The organism is Pseudomonas sp. WJP1, from assembly GCF_028471945.1.
GTDB lineage: Bacteria > Pseudomonadota > Gammaproteobacteria > Pseudomonadales > Pseudomonadaceae > Aquipseudomonas.
Window position 1 is genome coordinate 1914687 of sequence record NZ_CP110128.1, and the last position, 25604, is coordinate 1940290.

Sequence of the window (25604 nt, forward strand, 5' to 3'; positions counted from 1 at the left end):
ACCGGCTCTTTTGGGCGTGCTGATGGAAAGTTGAAGGGTCTGATCTCACGCATAGTTTTGTTGCCACCTGACAGTGCAGTGGGAATTACGCCATCTCGCTTCATTTCGTTCCTTCAGCGGTTACCAATTCTCATCAATATCGTGTCTTTTCGACGCTTTTCACGGCTCTTTCGAAGAGCCTGTGTTAAATGTGCCCAATGACGAAACTGAATGTAACGACTGCTTTACATAAAGGTCTTGAGTCCATCATCGCCTACCGAAGGAGCGGAGCCTCGGGGGATATTATCGGGCAACCTCTGTGCTGGATGTCGGGCTGATACTGACTGAGCATTGCCCTTATTTTCGCATGGCGCGGCGATCCCTCAACGACCCTTCGCCGATGGCGGGCGGCACCTTACCATATGTGAGGCGCAGAGGCATCCATGCCCCATACGGGTTGACCCTTGAATGTGCAGCTCAGATTCTGTTCAAGCATGCTGCGATGAAGAGGCTGATGTTGCCTGGCAGCGTTTGACGATAGATTCCTGATTTTTTCATCAGGTAAAGCCGCGTAAAAAACGAGCTTTGGCGAGCTTGTTCAAATCGCTCCATCGTCTGTTGGCTTTGAGGTGTCAGCCTTGGCCGGAAGCTGTTCAAGATTCGCAGGTTTTGAGTGCTCCATTCACTGAATCTTCCCGTGCACATTTTTGCCAGGCGGACCAATCGATCCCGCAACCCGTTGTTTGCACCGATGAGGTTCTCGTTGTGCTGGCGATAATCAAGAGTGGGCTGAGGATCATAGAAGACTTTTCCGCCGCAACCCGTGACGAGCAGATAGGTCAGCCAGTCATGGGCGACGATCACTGCATCGTCCGGCGTCTTAGCCAACAGTTCGCGTGCTTGGGTGTTAATGAGCATGGTATTTGCCCCGGCAATGCTTTGAACCAAGGCATTGCCGAACCCAGGCGCAGCGGAAAAAAGGGGAGAGTAGCCTTGTGCCTGTTTGTCAGCTGAAATCAGGCGTGTCCTTGAGCAATAAAGGGCAGGAATGCGTTGGGGAATAGAAGCTTTGGCAATGCTTCGTTCGAGCTTGTCCTCGAACCAGATATCGTCTTGATCGCTGAACGCGTAGTAGTCGGCGATGATTGACCGATTTTTAATCAGCGATAGAAAATTTCTGGCAAAGCCTTGACGTGGGCCGGTCAATAGGATTAGGCGGTCCTTACCCAGTACCTGTTGATAGTTGTTCAGCACGACTAGCGTGTCATCGATCGAACCATCGTCGGAAGCATAAATAATCCAGTTTTTATGCGTTTGCCTGATAAACGACTCGAGTTGCTCACCAAGAAATCTGGACCCGTTATATGTACAAAGCAAAATAGCGACTTTCGCCTTGGATGTCTCGACCGCTAGAGAACCATGAGTCATCTGACTTGAGCTCAAGCGATGTGGCTGCGTGTTCATTTTTAAATCTCAAGCATTGCCGATTCGTACTAGTCTCAACAGGAGTTTAGCCTTCTGATTCAGTTGAACTCGGTGAGGATGCGCAATTTTGGATGCTGAATTCTTTGAGGTAAGGCGTTAGCTCATCGAGATTTTATCCGTGGAAAAAGTGAGGCGTTGGGCATTTTAAGGTGGATTGCTCAAAATGTCTGTGTCAGCGGCACTTCGCCCCTTTTGCATGATCAAATCCATGCGTCCGCGACATTGTGAAAGCGGTGCTTCTACGGATTAGGTGGTGAGGGTCGTGATACACATGCTACGAGGGGCGTTGATCGCTGTCATGCGAAAACAGGATGCCCGCTCATGTTCGTGAATGAAATTTTGGCATTCGCCTTGAAATCGGTCATGTTGTTGGGCAGGCGGGCATTGCCATGTGATCGAAGCGCTCACGCAGGTACACTGTAGCAACGTCCGAGAGAGGGAGCGGGAATAGTGTTCGATGACGTTACGGATAGGCTCAGGGTTTTTTTGGTTAGCCTTCCTCGCCGGAAAAAACGGCTGATTCAAGTCGCCACCGACGTTGTGCTGGTGTGGATGGCTCTTTGGCTTGCTTTCATCGTCCGCCTCGGCATCGACGACATGTACAACCCTTTGAAGGCCCACTTCTGGCTCTTCGCCTGCGCGCCGGTTGTAGCCATTCCCTTATTCATCCGCTTCGGCATGTACCGTGCGGTCATGCGCTATTTTGGCAACGATGCGTTGATCGCCATTATCAAGGCTGTGAGCCTGTCCTCGTTGATCCTTGCGGTCGTGGTCTACTGGTACAGCAACCATGAAGCCGTAGTGCCGCGGTCCATCATTTTCAATTACTGGTGGCTCAGCCTTGTCATCATTGGTGGTCTGCGTCTTTGCATGCGCCAATACTTCATGGGTGATTGGTTCGCCGGCGCTCAGCATGTGCCTTTTACCAATCGAAATGATGGTCTCACCAAGGTTGCAATATATGGTGCAGGCGTAGCAGGCAATCAGCTTGTCGCTGCGCTTCGTATGGGCCGGGTCATGCGTCCCGTGGCGTTTATCGATGATGATCCAAGCATTGCGGATCGTTCGATTGCAGGGCTACAGGTCTACAAACCCAAACACATCCAACAGATGATTGACGAAACCGGCGCGCAGGAAATCCTCCTGGCCCTGCCGTCGTCTACCCGCGCACGACGTCGGGAAATTCTCACTATCCTGGAGCGTTACCCGCTTCATATCCGAAGCGTACCCAGCTTCACCGATCTGGCCAGCGGCCGGGTAAAGGTCGAAGATATCCAGGAAGTGGATATCGCGGACCTTCTGGGTCGTGACTCGGTACCAGCGCAACCTGACCTGCTCGAACGTTGTATCAAAGGCAAGACAGTAATGGTCACGGGCGCTGGCGGATCGATCGGCGCGGAGCTTAGCCGGCAGATTTTCTCGCTTGGGCCGACAACGCTTCTGTTGTTCGATCACAGCGAATTCAACCTCTACAGCATTCTGTCGGAATTGGAGCGGCGCGCCTGCAGGGAGTCGGTTCCTGTCCGTCTGCTTCCTATCCTCGGCTCGATCCGGCACCAAGACAAACTTCTGGATGTGATGAAAACCTGGGGTGTGGACACCGTCTACCACGCTGCCGCGTATAAGCACGTCCCAATGGTCGAGCACAACATTGCTGAAGGCGTGCTTAACAACGTCATTGGCACGCTCAACACTGCTCAGGCTGCGTTGCAATCGGGTGTGTCCAACTTTGTGTTGATCTCCACCGATAAGGCCGTGCGCCCGACCAATGTCATGGGCAGTACCAAGCGGTTGGCCGAGTTGACCCTTCAAGCCCTCAGTCGTGAAATTGCCCCGGTGTTGTTCGGCGACAAGACCAATGTCTCCCGGGTCAACAAGACCCGTTTCACCATGGTGCGCTTTGGCAATGTGCTGGGTTCCTCCGGCTCAGTGATCCCGCTGTTCCACAGCCAGATCAAATCCGGTGGCCCATTAACGGTCACTCACCCGAAAATCACTCGCTATTTCATGACCATTCCCGAAGCCGCGCAACTGGTAATCCAGGCGGGCTCCATGGGGCAGGGCGGCGATGTGTTCGTGCTCGACATGGGCGAGCCGGTGAAGATTGTCGAGTTGGCAGAGAAGATGATTCATCTGTCTGGATTGAGTATCCGCTCGGAGAAAAATCTCCAGGGTGACATCGCGATCGAATTTACCGGACTGCGCCCCGGCGAGAAGCTTTATGAGGAGTTGTTGATTGGCGACAACGTAGGCGCGACACAGCATCCGATGATTATGAGTGCCAATGAAGATCATCTACCTTGGGAAGTACTCAAGTCAAAGCTGACTGAGCTGCTTAACGCGGTTGAGCGCGATGACTACGCACGAGTCCGCCAACTCCTGCGCGAAACCGTCAGTGGCTACACTCCCGACGACGAAATCGTCGACTGGATCTACCAGCAACGTCGCCTCGAACCCTGATTGTCTCACATCCCGCAACAGACACATTTTTGACACCCTCCCCACATCACCTAACTTGAGGAAGCAGCTGCGGAAAAGCTGCTTCCTCAACCGATGTCATGGAGCGTCATTTATGCGTACAGGCTATTTCTATTCCCTGGTTTTTGCCCTGCTCACCAGTGCCACTATCACTGCCAATGCTGCGCCTGCGGTCAAGCCAGAGGCTTCCAAGGCTCCGGTGGCGATGGAGGCTTCGGCGAGTACGCAATCAGGCAAAGTCGACCTCAACAAGGCTGATGCGCCAACCTTGCAGCGTGAGTTATCCGGTGTAGGGGAGGCCAAGGCTTTGGCGATTGTTGCGTATCGTGAAAGTAATGGTCCTTTCGTATCTGTCGACGAGTTGCTCGAAGTGAAAGGTATCGGCAAGGCCCTGCTGGATAAGAATCGCGAGAAGCTTCAGGTGAACTAAGCTTGTTAATCAGCCTTGGAGGCCGGTCATTGACCGGCCTTTTTTCTTTCTGGCGGATGCTGCGAGGTTTTGCCTTTCGTCGCCAATTAAAAAATTACGACTATCATATGCCAATTAAATTATGCCTATAATAAATTCGATTTCGATCAAGGCGCGCTGAAAACCTGGCGCGTATCCATTTCTCTGGCATCTCCCAGGAGCAACGTCATGACTTCCATTCAGTCCCAAGGTACGGCCCTCGTCACCGGTGCGTCTTCCGGTATCGGCGCGGTCTACGCGCAGCGGTTGGCCGCGCGTGGTTTTGATTTGTTGTTGGTTGCCCGTGATCAAGGACGGCTTGAGGCGGCGGCGAGCGCGTTGCGCGATGCCCATGGTGTTCAGGTTGAGGTGTTGAAAGCGGATTTGACGCAGAAGGATGACGTGCTGAAGCTTGAGCAGCGTATGCGCAGCGATTCGAGTATCAGCCTGTTGCTGAACAATGCGGGGGTGGCGGCGGATGGGTTGTTGGCCAATGCCGATCTGGACCAGATGGAGCGCATGATCCAGTTGAACATCACGGCGGTCACGCGTTTGGCGTCGGCGGCGGCGGCGAGTTTTGCCAAGGCGGGCCGAGGCACGATCATCAACATTGCATCGGTGGTGGCGTTGTTTCCCGAGCGTTTCAATGCGACGTACAGCGCGAGCAAGGCTTATGTATTGAGCCTGACCCAGTCGTTGAACGCCGAACTCGACGGCACCGGCGTCAAGGTCCAGGCTGTGTTGCCAGGGGTAACACGTACCGAGATCTGGGAGCGTTCGGGTATCGATGCGTCGCAGATTCCGGAGGAGATGGTGATGGAGGCGGGGGAGATGGTCGATGCGGCCCTGGCGGGGCTGGATCAGGGTGAGTTGGTGACCATTCCTTCATTGCCGGATGCTGGTGACTGGGATGCATTTGTGGCGGCGCGACTCGTCATGGCGCCTAACCTTTCCAAAAGCAATGCGGCTGCGCGTTACAAATGACGCGCGCGAACCGGTATGAGGTGGTTGCGGTATGAGTGATCGTCGAGTGGTAGTGACAGGCATGGGGCTGGTGTCTCCGCTGGGTAGCGGTGTCGAAGCGGTCTGGGCGCGTTTGTTGGCCGGGCGTTCCGGGTTGCGCAACTTGCCGGACGAGGTGGTGGCCGATCTGCCCGCCAAAGTCGGCGGGGCGGTGCCAACCCTGGCGGAGGATCCGCAGGCGGGTTTTGATCCGGATCGGGCAACATCGCCCAAAGAACAGAAGAAGATGGACCGGTTCATCCTGTTTGCCATGGAGGCGGCGCGCCAAGCCATCGAGCAGGCGGGTTGGCAGGCGCAAACCGCGGATGCCCAGGAGCGTACGGCAACCATCATCGGGTCCGGTGTCGGTGGTTTCGGGGCGATTGCCGATGCGGTGCGTACCACGGACAGCCGTGGGCCGCGGCGCTTGTCGCCGTTCACCATTCCTTCGTTCCTGGTCAACCTGGCGGCGGGGCATGTGTCGATCCAGCATAGGTTCAAGGGCCCGCTGGGAGCGCCGGTCACGGCCTGTGCGGCCGGCGTCCAGGCCATTGGCGATGCGGTGCGGTTGATTCGTAGTGGCGAGGCGGATGTTGCGGTGTGTGGGGGGGCGGAGGCAGCGATCGATCGGGTCAGTCTTGCCGGATTTGCGGCGGCACGTGCCTTGTCCAGCGCTTTTAACGACACTCCGGAGCGCGCCTCGCGACCGTTCGATCGCGACCGCGACGGCTTTGTCATGGGCGAGGGGGCAGGCCTGCTGGTGGTTGAATCCCTGGAGCATGCCTTGGCCCGGGGTGCTCAACCCCTGGCAGAAGTGGTTGGTTACGGCACCAGTGCGGACGCCTATCACCTGACCGCCGGGCCTGAGGATGGCAGCGGCGCTCGCCGGGCGATGTCATTGGCATTGGCGCAGGCGGGAATTTCGCCGCAGCAAGTGCAGCATCTGAATGCGCACGCCACCTCGACGCCAGTGGGCGACCTGGGGGAGTTGGCGGCCATCAAGGCATTGTTCGGTTCGCAAAACGGTATTGCTGTGACCTCGACCAAGTCGGCCACCGGCCATTTGCTCGGTGCCGCTGGCGGGCTCGAAGCCATTTTCACGCTGCTGGCGATCCGGGACCAGATCGTGCCGGCGACCCTCAATCTCGATAATCCGGACCCGGCCAGTGACGGCGTGGATATTGTCCGTGGCCAGGCGCGGCCCATGGCGATCGAGTACGCACTGTCCAACGGTTTCGGGTTTGGCGGGGTCAATGCCAGCGTGCTGTTCAAACGCTGGGTTGATTAGTCCCGGATTAGGTGGTTGCGTGCCACTTCGAGGATCTCGGCGGCCAGCTCGGGGTTCTCGACGCTGCGCGAAAGCAGCAGCGCGCCGATCAGTGTGGACATGATGACGATGCTGCGATGCTCGATGTTTTCGCCCTCGAGGGTGCCCTGGATCTGGCGAAGTCGTGCATGGAGTACAACGTCGGAAGTGGGGCTCGGTTGGCCACGCATGCCGAGTTCCGATGACATGGTCGGCAGCGGGCAGCCTTCGTGGGGCGAAGTCTGGTGCCATTCGGACAGGTAGGCGTTGATGAATGCCTCCAGCGGGCGCTCCTGGGCAAACAGCTCCGCGCAGGTGACGTCCACTTGATCCCCGGCTGCCTGTAGCGCTTTTTCCACCAATTCGTCCTTGGACTTGAAGTGTGAATAAAAGCCCCCGTGGGTCAAGCCCAGCGCTTTCATCAGCGGTTGCAGGCCGGTCGCGCCGATGCCGTCTCGGCGAAAGCGTACGGAAGCTTCCTTGATGATGCGTTGGTGAGTCTGGGCTTTATGGTCCTGCGAGTAACGCATCTGATATCTCCACATCAATGCGCCATATTAACCAATGAAAATTGGATGGTGACTGTACTTCTATTTCTAAAAAGCATGCAGATGCGTCGAACTTGATCGAAACCTCAATGAAATATGGCACGAATAGTGATTACTCATTCATCAACGATTGTTGAACAATCCAAGGTAATGAGTATGAACAGCGGACTGTCATTGGCCGATCACATCACGCTGGAGTTACGCGGCGACATTATTGGTGGGCGATTACTGCCCGGCATGGCCTTGGTGGAAAGTGATCTGGTGGTCGCCTACAACGCTTCGCGCAATACCATTCGCGAGGCCCTGCACCGCTTGGGGCAGGAGGGCCTGACCCGCTATGTGCGCAACAAGGGTGTGATGGTGCGCCGGTTGGGGGTCGAGGATGTGCGGGACCTGTTCCGGGTTCGCCGCACGCTTGAGTTGCAGGCCATCAGTGCCAGCCGGCCCCTGCGTGAGTATGAATCCGACCGCATGCTCGAAGCCCTGGAAGCCGCCGAGCTGGCCCGGGAGCGCGAGGACTGGCGCGCAGTCGGCACCCATGGTCTGGCCTTTCACCAGCATATCGTTGGGCTGTTGCGCAGCCCGTTGTTTGACGAGTTCTTCACCAACGTCGTCGCGCAATTGCGCCTGGTGTTCTGCAGCGCCCCCGATGAATCACGTTTTCAGGCGCCCTGGCTGGCTCGCGACCGGCAGATCCATGAGCTGCTCGTCGAGGGCGACAAGCGCGGTGCCGAAGACACCATGAGCCTGTATCTCGACGATTCTGAACACATGCTGTTGCAAATGTTTGCCCCTGCCTCCCATCACTGATCGAGGATCTGTGCCATGTACAAAGACTATCCAGCGGCCTATCAAGTCAGCAAAGGCTCGGCCTTGCAGGTGGACAAGGCCTTCTACGAGCGGGTTCGTGACACGAAGGACGGGCGCACGTTGATCGAGTCATTCGAAGTGCCGATCCGTACCGGCCGTGCCTGGAAAGTGCCGGCCAGGCACGTGTTTCGCGTCACCACGCCGGTCGGGCCGCAAGTGGGGGATTTCAACGTGTGGAACGCCAACGATCCGCGCGAACGCTTGTGGGCGGCGCGGACCCGGCAATTGCAGGGTGCTCACGTAAGCACCCACGACCGGCTCTGGTCGAACCTGCCGTTCCTGCGGCCGCTGGTGACCATCACCGATGACAGCCTCGCCGCGTACGGTATCGATGAACATGGCGGGCGCCTGCACGACTTGCTGGGTACCCGCTGCGACCCGTATGTGAACAAAATGCTCACCGGCGAGGATTTCCACCATCACTGTCATTCCAACCTGACCCGCGCAGTACTGCCTCACGGCCTGAGCGAATTCGACGTGCATGACGTGCTGAACATTTTCCAGTGCACGGGGCTGAATCACGACGACATGTACTTCATGAAGGCCTGCCCGGCGCAGAAGGGCGATTACCTGGAGTTCTTCGCCGAGATCGATCTGCTTTGCGCATTGTCGACTTGCCCGGGAGGGGACCTGTCGCTGGCCATGTGGGGGCCGGATGCGCAGGATCCCCTGAGCGTGTGCCGCCCGTTGGGGGTGGAGGTATATCGGCTGGATGAATCCTTGCTCGAGGGTTGGAGCCAGCCTGAGCGTGCAGCGTACAAGGGGTTGCACGGTTTGCACATTGCGAAGGCCGATTGGGAAGTGTAGGGGCGAGCGGTGCGGCGATCCGACTTGCCTGCGAAGAGCGATGACACGGTGTGTCAATTGCACCGTGGCGCCTGGTTCGCGGGCAAGCCTCGCTCCTACAGTCAATCCGTCACTGGATTTTCTAGGCAATTGCATGTCCTTGAACCCGCTCATATTTTTTAATCCGCACGAACGGTTGTAACTTCGTCTCAGATAGGTACAATGGCGCGGCTCGCCGTCAGGTGAGCGTCGTTATGGTGACCCCATCGGTCCCCCCGCAACGATCAGCCGTGAACCCGGTCAGGCCTGGAAGGGAGCAGCCGCAGCGGTGACATTGTGTGCCGGGGTGTGGCTGGTGGGGTCGCCACCTTAACGAGCCGCGAGACCCTCTCTCGCGTTATCTGTCCAAACCATTTTTCCTGTACTGCCATGGCATCTGTTCATCGCGGTTTTTTGTCGTCCACGATTTGGCGGCGACATGAATAAGGAGATCGACACGTCGGCCTCCTTTTTTCTTTTCTGGCTTTAAGGCTTGGACAAGGCCTGGTCAACCGCTGCAATCAGCTTTCCCAGGTCCTTTGGGGGGGCTTTATGTATGACATCGAACAGGTACGCCCGCTGTTCATCCTCATCGCCCGGGTCGGCGAAAAAGGCTTTCAGCTTCACCCCCAGCACATTGGCAAACAGGAACAGTGCATCCACGCTGGGGGTATAGGTGCCGGTTTCGAAGCGGCTGATGGTTTTGGGGTCAAAACCGGTTCTTTCGCCAAGTTCAGCCTGAGTAAGCCCCGCGACCTTGCGGTGCCGGCGGATGGCTGGACCCAAACTTGAAATGTGCATTGCTCAATTCCCATTTAGAATCAAGAACTTAACGATAGATTTTTGCATTAGACAACTGCATGATCCATCACCTTGCTTTGCAAGATGTGATGCATTTCGTAGAATTGCCGCCCAAAAGCGGCATTGAGTGAGCTTGTTTCAGATTATGGAACGATGTGAAAAAGCCACTATTGCGCGTTCACGCAAGGCGGCGAGAGCCACCTGAAGCCTTGCAGAATATTACCAGTATCGGTGTTGCTGCCTTCAACGGGTTCCACCGTAGCGAGCCTGACTCATGGATGAGAAGTACCGCAGGGCGGTGGATGCCGCCGCGATTTTTTCCGAGACCGACCTGGGCGGCCGGATTACCCACGTCAATGACCAGTTTTGCGCAGTGTCCGGCTACAGTCGTGAAGAACTGCTTGGGCAAAACCATCGCATGCTCAATTCCGGTATGCACGCCACTGACTTCTTCGTCGACATGTGGCGCACCATCGCCTTGGGTCATATCTGGAAGGGCGAGATCTGCAATCGTGCCAAGGATGGCAGCCTGTACTGGGTCGAAAGCACCATGGTGCCGGTGATCGATACTGCCACCGGGCGGGTTGAGCGGTATCTGTCGATTCGCTTCGACATCAGCGAGAAACGACAACTGCTGCATTCCCTGCAATGGCGGGTCGGTCATGACGTGCTCACCGGGCTGCCCAACCGTGCATTTCTTTCGGATCTGCTCGATCAGGCGCTGGAGTTCTCCCGGCAGGAGAGCATCGCGCTGGCGGTGTGCATGCTCGATCTCGACGGCTTCAAGGCGATCAATGATGGCTACGGGCATGCCACTGGCGATCTTTTGCTGGTGGAGGTGGCCAAGCGCCTGCGCAACATCGTGCGTGGCGAGGATGTGGTCGCGCGGTTGGCCGGCGACGAGTTCGTCCTGGTGTTGCGCTATGTACATGACTTGTCGCAGCTGCGGGCCGCTCTGAATCGGGTGCTGGGGGCGATATCGGCCCCGTACTCGCTGCAAGGCAAGGATATCAATGTGTTTGCCAGCATCGGCGTCACGCTTTTCCCTCACGATAACGAAGATGCGGGGACCCTGCTGCGTCATGCCGATCAGGCCATGTATGTGGCCAAGCAGAGTGGTCGCAAGCGCTTTCATTTATTCGACGTGACCCGCGACCGCGAGGTCAAGGCCACTCACGAGACGGTCGAACGGGTGCGGCAGGCGCTGGTAGCTGGCGAACTGCTCCTGCAGTTCCAGCCCAAGGTCGACATGCGTCGGGGCCAGGTCGTCGGCTTCGAGGCAGTGCTGCGCTGGGAGCACCCGCAAAACGGCTTAGTGTCCGCCCGGGAATTCCTGCCCCTGGTGGAAGCGACCGACCTGATCATCGATATCGGTGAATGGGTCATGGACCAGGTGTTGGCGCAACTGGACCAATGGCGCCAGGCCGGACATGACTGGCCGGTGAGCATCAATATCGCGGCGCGGCATTTTCAGCGGGCGGACTTCGTCTTGCGGCTAAAAAACCTGTTGGCGCGGCATGCGCGTGTGGCGCCGCAGCGGCTCGACCTGGAGATCGTCGAGTCGGTCGCGGTCGAGAACATCCAGCATGTCAGTACCTGCCTGCAGGCTTGCCAGGCGCTGGGGGTGCAGTTTTCCCTGGGGGATTTCGGCACCGGCTATTCATCCCTGAGTTACCTCAAGCGCCTGCGCACCCAGACCATCAAGATCGACAAATCCTTTGTGCGCGACATTCTTCATGATGGCGATGACCTGGCATTGACCACGGCGGTGATCGGCCTGGCCCGGGCATTTGGCCGCCAGGTGATCGCCGAGGGGCTGGAAAGTATCGAGCATGGCGAGTTGCTGTTGCACTTGGGCTGCGACGTGGCCCAGGGCGATTTCATTGCGCCGCCGATGGCCGCCGCCGACGTGCCGGGCTGGGTCAGGAGTTTTGTCGCCCCGGCGCAATGGCGGGTAGCGGATTCAGCCGTCCTCGGTCACGGCCTGGCTTCAGCCTTGCCGCCAACGTAAAGGCGAATGATGTCATCGATTTCCCCTGACATCTTCATGCGCAGCAGGGTGCGCAGAATGCGCTGCACCGGCACCTTGGGATCGTTGCGTACGTAACAGCCGACGCGTTGCTCCTGCAGGAACGCCACGCCTTGCAGTTGCTGCTGCGGCAACAATCGCTGGTTGAACCAGTCCAGGGTCCATTGGTTGCTGACCGCATAGCGGTTGCGTCCGGCATGCAGCTTCTCCAGCACCTGTTCCTGGTTACGGGCATCGTCGCGATACAGCCGGTTGGCGTCGAACAGCGGCTGCAGGGTCGGGTAGCTGTAGCCCAGAACCGTGCCGATCGATTGATGCGGCAAGTGTGCCGGGTTGACGGAGTCCTTCGCGTCAGGCCGGCTGACCAGCAGGTCGGGTTGAGTCCAGAGCGGAATGCTCCAGATATAGTCGCCGGACTGGTTCGGCGTCCAGGACTGTGCGGCGTAGCAGCGAATGTCGACCTCGCCCTGTTCCATGGCGTTCTGCACCCGGCCGCGGGGCAATACGTGAAACTGCGCCGGCACACCGACCTGGGTCGCGAGGCTGAGCATCACGTCATAAAGGATGCCCTGGGTCGGCCGGCCGCGTTCAAGCTGCACCATCGGCATGGCCCAACTGTCAGGTACCACGAAGCGCAACGGTGCGTCAGCGGCCACCCCGTCCAGGCTGATCAACAGCAGTGCCCCCAAGCCCAGCCGCATAAACGCTCCACTATCCTTGAAGCAAAAGGCCCGCAAAATGCAGCTTAGCCAGATTAGACGAGCGCACCGGATGCAATTTGTGCCTTGCTCCGCTAGCATTAGCCGCTTCTGCTTCCTTCGCTGCGACGGTTTTCGATGAGTTATCAGGTTCTTGCACGTAAATGGCGTCCGCGCTCGTTCCGCGAAATGGTCGGCCAGACCCATGTGCTCAAGGCTCTGATCAATGCCTTGGACAGCCAGCGGCTGCACCACGCGTACCTGTTTACCGGTACGCGCGGGGTTGGCAAGACCACCATCGCGCGGATCATAGCCAAATGCTTGAACTGTGAAACAGGTATCACTTCAACGCCCTGTGGCGAGTGTTCGGTGTGCCGCGAGATCGATGAAGGCCGCTTCGTCGACCTAATCGAGATCGACGCCGCCAGCCGCACCAAGGTCGAAGACACCCGCGAGCTGCTCGACAACGTGCAGTACGCCCCCAGCCGCGGGCGTTTCAAGGTCTACCTGATCGACGAAGTGCACATGCTCTCCAGCCATTCTTTCAATGCGCTGTTGAAAACCCTCGAAGAGCCGCCACCCTACGTCAAGTTCATCCTGGCCACCACTGATCCGCAGAAACTTCCTGCAACGATTCTTTCGCGTTGCCTGCAGTTCTCCCTGAAGAACATGACCCCGGAACGGGTCGTCGAGCATTTGACCCATGTGCTTGGCGTCGAGAACGTGCCGTTCGAAGACGATGCGCTGTGGTTGCTCGGTCGCGCCGCCGACGGTTCGATGCGCGATGCCATGAGCCTCACCGACCAGGCGATCGCCTTCGGTGAAGGTAAGGTCATGGCCGCTGACGTGCGGGCGATGCTCGGTACCCTCGATCACGGCCAGGTCTATGACGTCCTGCATGCGCTGATCGAAGGCGACGCCAAGGCCCTGCTCGAGGCGGTCCGCCACCTGGCCGAACAGGGCCCGGACTGGAACGGCGTGCTCTCGGAAATCCTCAATGTGCTGCACCGCGTCGCCATCGCCCAGGCCTTGCCGGAAGGCGTCGACAACGGCCATGGCGACCGTGACCGGGTGCTGGCCCTGGCCCAGGCCCTGCCGGCCGAAGACGTGCAGTTCTATTACCAGATGGGCCTGATCGGCCGCCGCGACTTGCCGCTGGCTCCCGATCCCCGTGGCGGTTTTGAAATGGTGCTGTTGCGCATGCTGGCGTTCCGGCCCGCCGACACCACGGACACGCCAAGGCAACCGCTAAAGCCAGTGGGGATCAGCCAGGCCACGGTTGATTCCGCCAAATCAGTGGCTGCCACGCCAGTCGTAGCAAAGGTCGTCGCTGCGCCCGTTGCACCTGTTGCGGTAGTGGTTCCGGCACCTGTGCCGGTTGCGCCTGTCGTAATACCTGAGCCTGTACCAGAGCCGGTGGCCCAAGAAGTCGTGGTCGAAGAAGTGGTCGACCTGCCGTGGAATGATCCGGTCGAGCCAGCAGCCGTTCAGCAACCAGCCGTCGAGCCGGTGCTGGAAACCGTCAGCGAGCAGCCCGAGTTGCCGCCAATGCCGATGCCGACTCCGGATAGCGCTGTGCCGGACGCGCCGGAGTGGGCCGCCGCGCCGATTCCGGAACCGACGGTGGCCCAGGTCGATGCTGCCACACCGGGCATGGACCTGGATGACGAGCCGCCGCTGGATGAGGATTACATCGAGCCAGACATGGATTCGGCCTATAGCTATCTCGACGATTTGGCCAGCGAGCACGCCGCCGAGTCAGCCGCAGAACCCGAGCCTGAGCCCGCTGCAGCACCCGCCACGGGCCTGGCCCTGCAATGGCTGGAGCTGTTCCCGAAGCTGCCGATTTCCGGCATGACCGGCAGCATCGCCGCCAACTGCACGCTGATCGCGGTCGATGGCGACAACTGGTTGTTGCACCTGGACCCGGCCCACAGCGCCTTGTTCAACGCCACTCAACAACGTCGTCTCAACGAAGCGTTGAACCAGTATCACGGGCGTACGCTGACCCTGACCATGGAGCTGATCAAGCCCGAGCAGGAAACCCCGGCCCAGGCGGCGTCCCGTCGGCGTGCCGACCGTCAGCGCGAGGCCGAGGAGTCGATCCACGGTGATCCGTTCATCCAGCAAATGATGCAGCAGTTCGGTGCGGTGGTCCGTAACGATACTATTGAACCTGTCGAGGCCCTGGCCAGTCAGGGCTAATAACTGAAGGCGCTCGCCCGCAGGGGCCGGGCGCCGTTTAATCCAAGTACTTTTGAGGTGATTCCCATGATGAAAGGTGGCATGGCCGGCCTGATGAAGCAGGCGCAGCAGATGCAGGAAAAAATGGCCAAGATGCAGGAAGAGCTGGCCAACGCCGAAGTCACCGGTAAAGCCGGTGGCGACATGGTCACCGTGGTGATGACCGGTCGTCACGACGTCAAGCGCGTGACCATCGACCCAAGCCTGGTCGAAGGCCTGAGCGAAGATGACAAGGAAATGCTCGAGGCAGTGTTCGCCGCGGCCGTCAACGACGCCGTGCGCAAGATCGAAGCCAACAGCCAGGACAAAATGGGCAGCATGACCGCTGGCATGCAACTGCCACCGGGCATGAAACTGCCATTCTGATTCGCCTTCAGGCGTCGGATGAGCTACAAAAAATGCCAGGCATCTTGCCTGGCATTTTTGTTTCTGGGGCAGGCGTAATCCATGAGGGCGCCTTCGCGGGCAAGCCTCGCTCCTACGGGGTTGCGCGGTGCTTGCGTAGGAGCGAGGCTTGCCCGCGAAGAAGGCGACTCGGTCCCCAGGTAGAAACATCGAACGCCATTCCGCCCCAACGGTCTGCTCCCTATACCGCCAAATTCATCGAACAAAGGAGACGCTGACATGTCCGACCCCATGACCCTCAACCAACGCATCGTCCTGGCCTCGCGCCCGGTTGGCGCGCCGACGCCGGAGAATTTTCGCCTGGAGCGGGTCGCGCTACCCGATCTGGCCGAGGGTCAGGTGCTGCTCAAGACCCTTTACCTGTCGCTGGACCCCTACATGCGCGGGCGCATGAGTGATGCGCCGTCCTATGCCGCGCCGGTGGAAATCGGTGATGTGATGACCGGTGGTGCAGTCAGCCGGGTCGAGCGTTCGCGCCATCCCAAGTTTCATGAAGGTGACCTGGTGGTCGGCGCCACGGGATGGCAGAGCCACAGCATCAACGACGGTACCAGCATCATGGCGCTACCGTCGGGGCTGCCCAACCCCTCCATGGCCCTGGGGGTGCTGGGCATGCCGGGCATGACCGCCTACATGGGCTTGATGGACATCGGCCAGCCAAAAGAAGGCGAGACCCTGGTGGTGGCGGCGGCCTCGGGTGCCGTGGGTTCGGTGGTGGGCCAGGTGGCGAAGATCAAGGGCCTGCGCGTTGTCGGCGTGGCCGGCGGGGCGGAAAAATGTCGTTATGTCACTGAGGAGCTGGGTTTCGATGCCTGCATCGACCACAGGAGCCCGGACTTCGTCGACGAACTGGCGAAAGCGTGCCCCAAGGGCATCGATATCTATTATGAGAACGTCGGCGGCAAGGTGTTCGACGCGGTGGTGCCGTTACTCAACCCCAAGGCGCGGATTCCGCTCTGTGGACTGATCGCTTCCTACAACGCCACCGAAACGCCGAGCGGCCCGGATCGCCTGCCGCAATTGCAGCGCACGCTGTTGACCAAGCGTGTGCGAATCCAGGGCTTTATCGTGTTCGACGACTACGGTGACCGCCAGCCGGAATTCATCAGCGCGATGGCGCCATGGGTGCGTGATGGCAAGGTGAAGTTTCGCGAAGACGTGGTCGATGGCCTGGAACAGGCGCCCGAGGCGTTCATCGGGCTGCTGGAAGGTCGCAACTTTGGCAAACTGGTGGTGCGGGTCGCGCCCAACGACTAATTGACGCTGTGAATTGACGCTCATCAGAGGCGCGGGTATAAACCGCGTCTCGTTGTTATCGTCGGACTTTTCCCCATGAGCTTCAGCCCTTTGATTCGCCAACTGATCGACGCCCTGCGAGTTTTGCCAGGTGTGGGTCAGAAAACCGCCCAGCGCATGGCGTTGCAGTTGCTCGAGCGTGATCGCAGTGGCGGCTCGCGCCTGGCACTGGCCCTGAACCAGGCCATGGATGGGGTCGGTCACTGCCGTCAGTGCCGCACGCTGACCGAAGACGACCTCTGCCCGCAATGCGCCGATACCCGCCGCGACGACACCTTGTTGTGCGTGGTGGAAGGGCCGATGGATGTCTATGCCGTGGAGCAGACCGGTTTTCGTGGTCGCTACTTCGTGCTCAAGGGGCATCTTTCGCCGCTCGACGGGCTGGGGCCGGAGGCGATCGGCATTCCGCAATTGATGGCGCGGATCGAGGAGGCGGGCACGTTCACGGAAGTCATCCTCGCCACCAACCCGACCGTGGAAGGCGAAGCCACCGCGCACTACATCGCCCAGTTGCTGAGCAGCAAAGGCCTGATCGCTTCGCGCATCGCCCATGGCGTGCCGCTGGGCGGCGAGCTGGAGTTGGTGGATGGCGGCACGCTGGCGCATTCGTTTGCCGGGCGTAAGCCGATCAGTTTGTAATTTGTGTTGTTTTGATTGACGCCATCGCGAGCAGGCTCGCTCCTACAGGGTTTTTATGAGCACCGCAAATCCTGTGTAGGAGCGAGCCTGCTCGCGATGCGGGCGCCTCGGTCCACCTGATTCACACAATCCTGTTGAAAACCAAGCAAGCGCTCGGTTAACTTCGCTGGACCCTTCAGTGGAGTTCGCCGATGCCTGCCTTCGAGGAATACTTCGACCCCAGCCACCAAATGGTCCGCGACAGCGTCAGGCGTTTCGTCGAACGCGAGATCCTGCCGGGTATCGAGCAGTGGGAAGAGGCCGAAAGCTTTCCCCGCGAGCTCTATCTGAAGGCCGGTGCGGCGGGCATCCTCGGCATCGGTTACCCCCAAAGCCTGGGCGGCAGCCACGAGGGCGATGTGTTCGCCAAGATCGCCGCCAGCGAAGAATTGATGCGCTGTGGCTCGGGTGGCCTGGTGGCGGGGTTGGGCTCGCTGGACATCGGCCTGCCGCCGATTCTCAAGTGGGCCAGCCCTTGCGTCCGTGATCGGGTGGTGCCTCAGGTGTTGTCCGGCGAGAAAATCAGCGCCCTGGCCGTCACCGAACCCGGCGGCGGTTCCGACGTCGCCAACCTGCAAACCCGCGCCGTGCGTGATGGCGACTTCTACCGGGTCAACGGCAGTAAAACCTTCATCACCAGCGGCGTGCGCGCGGACTATTACACCGTCGCGGTCCGCACCGGCGAGCCGGGTTTCGCTGGCATCAGCCTGTTGTTGATCGAAAAAGGCACCCCGGGTTTCACCGTGGGTCGGCAGTTGAAGAAAATGGGCTGGTGGGCGTCGGACACGGCCGAATTGTTCTTCGATGATTGCCCGGTGCCTGTAGGCAATCTGATCGGCAGCGAGAACATGGGTTTCGCCTGCATCATGGGCAATTTCCAGAACGAACGCCTGGCCCTGGCGTTGATGGCCAACATGACTGCGCAACTTGCCCTGGAGGAAAGCCTCAAGTGGGCGCGCGAGCGTGAAGCCTTTGGTAAACCGATCGGCAAGTTCCAGGTGATCAAGCATCGCTTGGCGGACATGGCCACGGCACTCGAAGTCTCACGGGAATTCACCTACCGGCAGGCGGCGAAAATGGCGGCGGGCAAGAGTGTGATCAAGGAAATTTCCATGGCCAAGAATTTTGCCACGGACACGGCGGACCGGATCACCCACGATGCGGTGCAGATACTGGGTGGCCTGGGTTACATGCGTGAGAGCCTGGTGGAGCGGCTGTACCGGGATAACCGGATTCTGTCGATTGGCGGGGGGACGCGGGAAGTGATGAACGAGATCATCAGCAAGCAGATGGGGCTTTGAGACTTGTAGAGTTGTGGATTACGCCATCGCGAGCAGGCTCACTCCTACATTCGACCGTGTTCTGTCTGGAAGAACACAATCCACTGTAGGAGCGAGCCTGCTCGCGATGGCGTCGGTGAAGGCGCTACTTACTTATCAGACAGGGCAAACTGCGTCAGGCAAAAAGTAGGAATTCCCATATCTTCCAGGCGCTGCGAACCACCCAGCTCCGGCAAGTCAATGATCGCCGCCGCTTCATGCACCCGCGCGCCCATGCGTCGAATCAGGTTCGCCGCCGCAATCAGGGTGCCGCCGGTGGCGATCAGGTCATCGAACATCACCACCGAGTCGCCTTCGCACAGGCTGTCGGCGTGCACTTCAAGAAACGCTTCGCCGTACTCGGTTGCATAGCCTTCAGCCAGAACGTCGGCCGGCAACTTGCCTTGCTTGCGAAACAGCACCAGCGGCTTGTTCAGCTGATAAGCCAGCACCGAGCCAATCAGGAAACCCCTGGCATCCATGGCGCCAATGTGGGTGAAATCCGCCTCGACATAGCGGTGGGCGAAGCTGTCCATCACCAGGCGCAGGGCCGTGGGCGACTGGAAGAGCGGGGTGATGTCGCGAAAGATCACGCCGGGCTTCGGAAAGTCGATCACGGGGCGGATGAGGGATTTGATGTCGAAGGAGTCGAAGACCATCGAAGGTGTCCTGGCAGGCTGCAAACGACACAGTATAACGGCGGCTGAACCGTTTCGCTCAGCCGCGATCGGCCGAATCAGCCTTCGAGGGAACCACCGGCCAGGGCGCAGAGCTGGATCGGGTCGAGGATGCGGATTTCCTTGCCCTCGGCGGCGATCAGTTCGTTCTGCTGGAAGCGCGTGAACACCCGCGACACGGTTTCAACCGCCAGGCCCAGGTAGTTGCCGATTTCATTGCGCGACATGCTCAGGCGGAACTGATTGGCCGAGAAGCCCCGGGCACGGAAGCGCGCCGACAGGTTGACGAGGAAGGTGGCGATGCGCTCGTCGGCAGTCTTTTTCGACAGCAGCAGCATCATCTGCTGATCGTCACGGATTTCGCGGCTCATCACGCGCATCAGCTGACGGCGCAACTGCGGCAGTTGCAGGGCCAGTTCGTCGAGGCGTTCGAAGGGGATTTCACACACCGAGGTGGTTTCCAGCGCTTGCGCCGACACCGGGTGTTTTTCGGTGTCCATGCCCGACAGCCCGACCAGCTCGCTCGGCAAGTGGAAGCCGGTGAGCTGTTCTTCGCCGGCATCGCTCAGGTTGAAGGTCTTCAGGGCGCCGGAGCGCACGGCATAGACCGAGTCGAACTTGTCGCCCTGGCGGAACAGAAACTCACCCTTTTTCAGCGGGCGGCCTCGTTTGACGATTTCGTCCAGCGCATCCATATCTTCCAGATTCAGAGAAAGTGGCAAACACAGCGGGGCCAGACTGCAATCCTTGCAATGGGCCTGATTGTGAGCGCGCAGTTTTACTGGCTCAGACATTTCTTCAATCCTTGTGGGAAATCACACATAAGACGTAAGGGTAACCCACTGCAGGACGTTGATGCCAGCACGCGGCGGATTTGCCGCAGGGTTTAGATCACTCGGGAAAACCGTTGGCGACTGTGTTGCTCAAGGTAGGCGTCAAACACCATGCACACCGAGCGCACCAGTAAGCGACCTGCCGGCAGCACAGTGATGCTTTCGCTGGTCAGCTCAATCAGGCCATCCTTGGCCATGCCCTGCAGTTGTGGCCAAATTTCGCCGAAATAGCCTTGAAAATCGATGTTGAAGGCCTGCTCGATCTGGGCGAACTCCAGGCTGAAATTGCATATCAGCTGCTGGATCACGGCGCGGCGCAGACGGTCATCGGCGTTGCACGACAGGCCGCGGCTGGTGGCCAATTGCGCAGAAGCCAAGGTGTTCTGGTATTGGTTCAGGTCGCTGCTGTTCTGGCAGTACAAATCACCGATATGGCTGATCGCCGATACGCCCAGCCCGATCAAATCGCAATGGCCGTGGGTGGTGTAGCCCTGGAAGTTGCGTTGCAGGGTCGATTCCTCCTGAGCGATTGCCAATTCATCGTCGGGTAGCGCGAAGTGGTCCATGCCGATGTAGCGGTAACCGGCGGCGGTCAGTTGCTCGATGGTGTGCTGCAGCATCTGCAGTTTTTGCGCCGGGGTCGGTAGCTCGTTGATATTGATCCGCCGTTGCGGCATGAAGCGATCCGGCAGGTGCGCATAGTTGAACACCGAGAGGCGGTCCGGTTGCAGGCTGATGACTTCGTCGACGGTGCGGGCAAAGTTTTCCGGGGTCTGCTTGGGCAGCCCGTAGATCAGGTCGATGTTGATCGAGCGAAACTGCAGGGTGCGGGCGGCGTCGATCACCGCGCGGGTTTCTTCCAGGCTCTGCAGGCGATTGACCGCGCGCTGCACGGCCGGATCAAGGTCTTGCAGGCCGATGCTGACCCGATTGAAACCCAGTTCGCGCAGCAGGCCCATGGTCGACCAGTCGGCTTCGCGAGGGTCGATTTCGATGCCGTAGTCACCGCTATCGTCATCGAGCAGATTGAAGTGCTTGCGCAGGTGCGCCATCAGTTGACGCAGTTCGTCGTGGCTGAGAAAGGTCGGCGTGCCGCCGCCGAAATGCAGTTGCTCGACTTTCTGCGCGGGGTCGAGGTGGCAGGCGATCAGCTGGATTTCCTGCTCCAGGCGCTGCAGGTAGGGCAGCGCCCGGCCGCGATCCTTGGTGATCACCTTGTTGCAGGCGCAGTAGTAGCAAATGTTCGCGCAAAACGGCACGTGCACATACAGCGACAGCGGGCGCACGGCCTTGCGGCTGTCGCGCAGGGCATGCAGCAGGTCGAACGGGCTGATCTGGCTGTGGAATTGCACCGCGGTCGGGTAGGAGGTGTAGCGTGGTCCCGCCAGGTCATAACGGCGGATCAGATCGGTGTCCCAACGAATGGCGTCGAGCATCATGCGGGCATTCCCCCGGATAGGCTGGCAGTGTGGCCAGTCTAGGGGGTGGGGTGTTTGGGGATCTTGATTTGCGTCAAGGCTCAGGAGTTGTGTTGTTGGTGCGGGCCTCTTCGCGGGCAAGCCTCGCTCCTACAAGGAATCGCGATCTCCTGTAGGAGCGAGGCTTGCCCGCGAAGGGCGCGCCGCCAATCTAATGCCCCATCAACCAATGCTGATGCGGCCCCGGTAAAGTCCAGATGCCAAACAACATCACCAGCAACCCGCCCGTCATGCGCACGCTGCGTTTACGCAACAACGCCGTGACTCGTTCAGCCGCCAACCCAGTGGCGAGTAATACTGGCCAGGTGCCCAACCCGAACGCCAGCATCAGCAACGCACTGTCCAGCGCATTGCCCTGGCTGGCCGACCACAGCAAGGTGCTGTAGACCAGGCCGCACGGCAACCAGCCCCAGAGCCCGCCCAACAACAGCGCGCGGGGTAGGCTCGACACCGGCAGCAATCGATTGGCGACCGGCTGGATATGCCGCCACAGGCCGCGGCCGAGGCTTTCGATGCGCGTCAGCCCGCTCCACCAGCCGGCCAGGTACAAACCCATGGCGATCAGCAGCAGGCCGGCGAGCACGCGCATGAACATCGCCGCCGGGCTGTTGGCCACCGCCCAGCCGGCCAGGCCGATCAGCAGGCCGGCGGCGGCATAGCTGAGGATGCGCCCCAGGTTGTAGGCCAGCAGCAGGCGAAAGCGCCGGCTGCGTTGATCCTTGGGGATGGCCATGGTCAGGGCGCCCATCAAGCCGCCGCACATGCCCAGGCAATGACCGCCACCGAGTAGGCCGAGAATGACCGCCGACACCAGCAGCGGCGCCAATTCAAGCATGGGGTGGCGCCTTGTCGTCGGGTTTGGGCGGATGACCGCTGGCCTCGTCGACCGCCGCGGTGTGGTTCGGGTCCTGGTCGTCGAACAGGATGCTGTGGGCCGGGCCGTCGAGGTCGTCGTACTGACCGCTGTCGACTGCCCAGAAGAAGATGTAGACAGCGATGGCCACGATCAACAGCGCGGCGGGAATCATCACGTAGAGAGCTGGCATCTGGACTCCATGCCCGCGCGGCTCAGGCCGGCAGCGGGCGGGTTTCTGGCGTGGTGCGTGCAGCCGGCGCGCTCGGCAGGCGAGTCAGGCGCAGGGCATTGAGCACCACGGTCAACGAACTGAGCGACATGCCGACCGCGGCCCACACCGGGGTGATCCAGCCGAGGGCGGCGAATGGCAACATGAGACCATTGTACAGCGCGGCCCACAGCAAGTTCTCGATGATCACCCGACGGGTGCGTCGCGCCAGGTTGAAGGCTTGCACCAGGGCGTCCAGGCGATTGGACAGGAGCACGGCGTCGGCGCTGGTTTTCGCAAGATCTGTGGCGGAGCCCATGGCCACGCTGATGTCGGCGGCGGCGAGTACCGGTACATCGTTGACCCCGTCACCGAGCATCAACACCTTGCGACCTTCCTTGTGCAGTTGTTGCAGGACTTGCAGCTTGTCGTCCGGACGCAAGCCGCCACGGGCCTCATCGATGCCCAGTTCGGCCGCGACACTGGCGACCATCGGCGAGCTGTCGCCGGACAGCAACAGGGTGCGCCAGCCGCGTGCCTTACAGGCTGCCAGCAGCGCCGGGGCGTCGGCACGCAAACGGTCGTCGAGAACCAGCCACGCCAGCGGGCCCTGGCTATCGCCGAGCAGCAGCCATTGGCCGGCTTCGTCCGGCATTGACGGTACCGCGGCGCCGCTGAGTGCGCAGACAAAACCGGGCTGGCCGATACGCAGGCGCTGTTCGCCAACCACTCCTTCAAGGCCAAGCCCCGGCGTACTGTGCACTTCCTCGGCGGCCAGCGGCGCGCGGCCAAAAGCGCGGGCAATCGGGTGTTCGGAACGGTTCTCCAGCGCGGCGGCGAGACTCAGGCATTGATCGCTGCCGAGGGCGCCGAGGGGGCGGATCGAGCGCAGCGCCAGGCGGCCTTCGGTGAGGGTCCCGGTCTTGTCGAAGATCACCGTGTCGATCTGGTTCAGGCCTTCCAGCACATGGCCGCGGGTCAACAACAAACCCAGTTTGTGCAGGGTGCCGGTGGCGGCAGTCAACGCGGTTGGCGTGGCCAGGGACAGGGCGCACGGGCAGGTCGCCACCAGCATCGCCAGCACGATCCAAAAGGCGCGTGACGGGTCCAGCTCCCACCACAACAGTCCAATGCAGGCGCAGGCGATCAGTGTCAGCAGCAGGAACCATTGCGCGGCGCGGTCGGCGATTTCCGCCAGCCGGGGTTTTTCCGCCTGGGCGCGGTCGAGCAGGCGCACGATGGCCGAAAGACGGGTGTCATGCCCGAGGGCCAGGACTTCAACGGTCAACGGGCCTTCCACATTCAGGGTGCCGGCGGTGACGGCGTCGCCCGGCATGCGTGGCTGCGGCAGGTATTCACCGGTCAGCAGCGATTCGTCGATGCTCGACTGGCCGTCGAGGATTTTGCCGTCGGCCGGCAGGATCGCTCCCGGATGTACCAGCACTTGATCGCCAACCCGCAGTTCACGGAGCAGGATGCGCTCGCCCTGGCCATCGGCGCCCAGGCGCAGGCAGGAAGCGGGGAGCAGGTTGACCAGTTGCGCGGTCGCGGCGGCGGTGCGTTCCCGGGCGCGCCGTTCCAGGTAGCGCCCGGCCAGCAGGAACAGGGCGAACATGCCGACGGCATCGAAATACAGCTCGCCGACGCCGGTGATCGAGGTCCAGATCCCGGCGATGTAGGCACTGCCGATGGCCAGCGACACCGAAACGTCCATGGTCAGGTGTCGTGTGCGCAGATCGCGCATGGCGCCCTTGAAGAACGGTGCACAGCTGTAGAACACGATCGGTGTGGTCAGGAACAGCGCGACCCAGCGCAGGATGGCGTGGAGCTCGGGGCTGAGGTCGATATTGAATTCCGGCCAGGTGGCCATGGTCGCCATCATCGCCTGGAACCACAGCAACCCGGCCACGCCGAGCTGGCGCAGGGCCAGGCGGTTTTCGCTGGCCAGCTGTTCGCTGGCGCGGTCGGCCTGGTAGGGGTGGGCGGCGTAGCCGATGTGGCGCAGCTCGGCGAGCACCCGGCTCAGCGGCAATTGCCCGTCGGCCCAGCGCACGTGCAGGCGATGGTTGGACAGGTTCAGGCGCGCCTCGGCAACGGCGGGCAAGGTGCGCAGGTGTTTCTCGATCAGCCAGCCGCAGGCGGCGCAACTGATGCCTTCCATCAGCAGTGTGGTTTCGGCCAGTTCGCCTTCGTGGCGAACGAAGGGTTGCTGCACGTCGGCGCGGTCGTACAGCGCCAGTTCATCGACCAATTGCACTGGCAGCGCTTCGGGGTTGGCCGAAGCTTCGCTGCGATGCTGGTAATAGCTTTGCAGACCGCCTGCGACAATGGCCTCGGCCACGGCCTGGCATCCCGGGCAGCAGAATTCCCGTGACTCCCCGAGCACGACGGCGGTGAAGCGGCTGCCGGTGGGGACGGGCAGGGCGCAATGGTAGCAGGGGGTTGGGGTGGTCATGAGGCGTTGTCCGATGATCGTTCCCACGCTCTGCGTGGGAATGCCTCCCCGGACGCTCTGCGTCCGCTTCGGCTGGGACGCGGAGCGTCCCTGGCTGCGTTCCCACGCAGAGCGTGGGAACGATCAAGGTATGGCTTTATTTTTTCAGGTCTTCCGCGCCTTGCAACGGTTCATCACCGAGCAGCAATTCCTTGTCGTGGTTGACCAGTTCTTCCTCGAACATGCGCCAGATGTGGTCGTCCTGGCTGCCGAGCAATTCGATGAAGCGGCGGCCTTCGATCTTGTCGCTCAACTGGCCGATGTAGCGGCCCTGTTCAGCGTCGCTGCGGGTGAGGGTGATCTTGCGATCCTTCTCCGGCTGCGTCGGCGAGATCAGGTTCAGTTCAAGCGTCGCAGGCTGGCTATTGCCGCTCAGGCGCAGGTCGACTTCACCGGTCACGTCATCCAGATGAATGCTGGCGCGCATCAGCAGGGTCTGCGCCAGCAGTTCACGGTCCAGGGAACGGTTGATGCCTTTGCCCGCCTCGTAGTAGTTGTCGTTGACCAGGTTGTCCGGGTTCTTCACCGCGATGGTCACCATGGACAAGGTCAAGGTCACCGAGCAGGCCAGGATCCCGATGATGATCCACGGCCAAAGGTGCTTGTACCAGGGACTTGCGGCAGTTGCTGCGGGCATGATCACTTCT

23 protein-coding genes and 1 other RNA gene are annotated in these 25604 nt (G+C 60.2%); 13 read left to right on the top strand and 11 right to left on the bottom strand.

From position 1 onward, the window contains the following. Positions 1-456: 456 nt before the first annotated feature. Entirely contained in the window at positions 457-1443 is a 987-nt protein-coding gene (locus OH720_RS08730) for a glycosyltransferase family 2 protein (protein WP_272605262.1), read from the bottom strand. A gap of 573 nt (positions 1444-2016) precedes the next feature. Between OH720_RS08730 and OH720_RS08735 the strand changes: the two genes are divergently transcribed. From OH720_RS08735 to fabF, 4 genes are all read left to right on the top strand, one after another. After that, entirely contained in the window at positions 2017-3924 is a 1908-nt protein-coding gene (locus OH720_RS08735) for a polysaccharide biosynthesis protein (RefSeq protein WP_442967307.1), read from the top strand. Between the two features lie 112 nt (positions 3925-4036). Next, entirely contained in the window at positions 4037-4372 is a 336-nt protein-coding gene (locus OH720_RS08740) for a ComEA family DNA-binding protein (RefSeq protein WP_272605264.1), read from the top strand. A 207-nt stretch (positions 4373-4579) separates the two neighbouring features. After that, positions 4580-5374: an SDR family NAD(P)-dependent oxidoreductase gene (locus OH720_RS08745; RefSeq protein WP_272605265.1), complete on the top strand. Its 795-nt coding sequence runs from the start codon at positions 4580-4582 to the stop codon at positions 5372-5374. A gap of 31 nt (positions 5375-5405) precedes the next feature. Further along, positions 5406-6680 carry a beta-ketoacyl-ACP synthase II gene (gene fabF / locus OH720_RS08750; RefSeq protein WP_272605266.1) on the top strand — a complete coding sequence of 425 codons (1275 nt, stop codon included), beginning with the start codon at positions 5406-5408 and terminating at the stop codon, positions 6678-6680. Here the strand turns inward: fabF and OH720_RS08755 are convergent. Then, the gene (locus tag OH720_RS08755) at positions 6677-7228 is read right to left on the bottom strand and encodes a TetR/AcrR family transcriptional regulator (protein ID WP_008065104.1); all 552 of its coding nucleotides are present in this window, start codon (positions 7226-7228) and stop codon (positions 6677-6679) included. The two genes, fabF and OH720_RS08755, sit on opposite strands and share 4 nt — an antisense overlap. A 174-nt stretch (positions 7229-7402) precedes the next feature. Here OH720_RS08755 and OH720_RS08760 point away from each other — a divergent pair, with 174 nt between their 5' ends. From OH720_RS08760 to ffs, 3 genes are all read left to right on the top strand, one after another. Beyond that, positions 7403-8056, top strand: a complete 654-nt coding sequence (locus tag OH720_RS08760; RefSeq protein ID WP_272605267.1) for a GntR family transcriptional regulator — start codon at positions 7403-7405, stop codon at positions 8054-8056. Positions 8057-8071: 15 nt separating this feature from the next. Next, on the top strand, positions 8072-8923 hold the full coding sequence (locus OH720_RS08765; RefSeq protein ID WP_272605268.1) for an urea carboxylase-associated family protein: 852 nt from the start codon (positions 8072-8074) through the stop codon (positions 8921-8923). Positions 8924-9166: 243 nt separating this feature from the next. After that, positions 9167-9263, top strand: an RNA gene (gene ffs, locus OH720_RS08770) — signal recognition particle sRNA small type. Positions 9264-9427: 164 nt separating this feature from the next. On the opposite strand, the gene OH720_RS08775 is transcribed toward ffs, so the two are convergent. After that, a complete protein-coding gene (locus OH720_RS08775) occupies positions 9428-9742 on the bottom strand; it encodes a helix-turn-helix domain-containing protein (protein ID WP_272605269.1) in 315 nt (104 codons plus the stop codon). 274 nt (positions 9743-10016) lie between these two features. Between OH720_RS08775 and OH720_RS08780 the strand changes: the two genes are divergently transcribed. Further along, positions 10017-11753 carry a putative bifunctional diguanylate cyclase/phosphodiesterase gene (locus tag OH720_RS08780; RefSeq protein WP_272605270.1) on the top strand — a complete coding sequence of 579 codons (1737 nt, stop codon included), beginning with the start codon at positions 10017-10019 and terminating at the stop codon, positions 11751-11753. On the opposite strand, the gene OH720_RS08785 is transcribed toward OH720_RS08780, so the two are convergent. Next, positions 11720-12472 (bottom strand): substrate-binding periplasmic protein, encoded by a 753-nt coding sequence (locus OH720_RS08785; protein WP_272605271.1) that lies wholly within the window; start codon positions 12470-12472, stop codon positions 11720-11722. The genes OH720_RS08780 and OH720_RS08785 overlap by 34 nt on opposite strands. Before the next feature lie 135 nt (positions 12473-12607). Here OH720_RS08785 and dnaX point away from each other — a divergent pair, with 135 nt between their 5' ends. From dnaX to OH720_RS08810, 5 genes are all read left to right on the top strand, one after another. After that, positions 12608-14674 (top strand): DNA polymerase III subunit gamma/tau, encoded by a 2067-nt coding sequence (gene dnaX / locus OH720_RS08790; protein WP_272605272.1) that lies wholly within the window; start codon positions 12608-12610, stop codon positions 14672-14674. 66 nt (positions 14675-14740) lie between these two features. Continuing rightward, positions 14741-15079, top strand: a complete 339-nt coding sequence (locus tag OH720_RS08795; RefSeq protein ID WP_007933349.1) for a YbaB/EbfC family nucleoid-associated protein — start codon at positions 14741-14743, stop codon at positions 15077-15079. A gap of 258 nt (positions 15080-15337) precedes the next feature. After that, the gene (locus OH720_RS08800) at positions 15338-16375 is read left to right on the top strand and encodes an NADP-dependent oxidoreductase (RefSeq protein ID WP_272605273.1); all 1038 of its coding nucleotides are present in this window, start codon (positions 15338-15340) and stop codon (positions 16373-16375) included. Between the two features lie 75 nt (positions 16376-16450). Further along, positions 16451-17053, top strand: a complete 603-nt coding sequence (recR, locus tag OH720_RS08805; protein ID WP_008057867.1) for a recombination mediator RecR — start codon at positions 16451-16453, stop codon at positions 17051-17053. A 191-nt stretch (positions 17054-17244) separates the two neighbouring features. Further along, entirely contained in the window at positions 17245-18393 is a 1149-nt protein-coding gene (locus OH720_RS08810; RefSeq protein WP_272605274.1) for an acyl-CoA dehydrogenase family protein, read from the top strand. Between the two features lie 128 nt (positions 18394-18521). Here OH720_RS08810 and OH720_RS08815 read toward each other — a convergent pair whose 3' ends face one another. From OH720_RS08815 to OH720_RS08845, 7 genes are all read right to left on the bottom strand, one after another. Beyond that, complete coding sequence (locus tag OH720_RS08815; protein ID WP_008057870.1) at positions 18522-19070, bottom strand: adenine phosphoribosyltransferase; 549 nt, start codon at positions 19068-19070, stop codon at positions 18522-18524. Between the two features lie 77 nt (positions 19071-19147). Continuing rightward, positions 19148-19882: a fumarate/nitrate reduction transcriptional regulator Fnr gene (gene fnr / locus OH720_RS08820; protein WP_008057871.1), complete on the bottom strand. Its 735-nt coding sequence runs from the start codon at positions 19880-19882 to the stop codon at positions 19148-19150. Between the two features lie 92 nt (positions 19883-19974). Next, positions 19975-21357 (bottom strand): oxygen-independent coproporphyrinogen III oxidase, encoded by a 1383-nt coding sequence (hemN, locus tag OH720_RS08825; protein WP_272606425.1) that lies wholly within the window; start codon positions 21355-21357, stop codon positions 19975-19977. A 193-nt stretch (positions 21358-21550) separates the two neighbouring features. Continuing rightward, positions 21551-22234, bottom strand: coding sequence for a sulfite exporter TauE/SafE family protein (locus OH720_RS08830; protein WP_272605275.1), 684 nt, complete (start codon positions 22232-22234; stop codon positions 21551-21553). After that, positions 22227-22445 (bottom strand): cbb3-type cytochrome oxidase assembly protein CcoS, encoded by a 219-nt coding sequence (ccoS, locus tag OH720_RS08835; RefSeq protein WP_008057874.1) that lies wholly within the window; start codon positions 22443-22445, stop codon positions 22227-22229. The genes OH720_RS08830 and ccoS overlap by 8 nt, the downstream gene beginning before the upstream one ends. 22 nt (positions 22446-22467) lie before the next feature. After that, a complete protein-coding gene (locus OH720_RS08840) occupies positions 22468-24918 on the bottom strand; it encodes a heavy metal translocating P-type ATPase (protein WP_272605276.1) in 2451 nt (816 codons plus the stop codon). Between the two features lie 136 nt (positions 24919-25054). Continuing rightward, positions 25055-25594 (bottom strand): FixH family protein, encoded by a 540-nt coding sequence (locus OH720_RS08845; RefSeq protein ID WP_272605277.1) that lies wholly within the window; start codon positions 25592-25594, stop codon positions 25055-25057. Positions 25595-25604 lie beyond the last annotated feature (10 nt).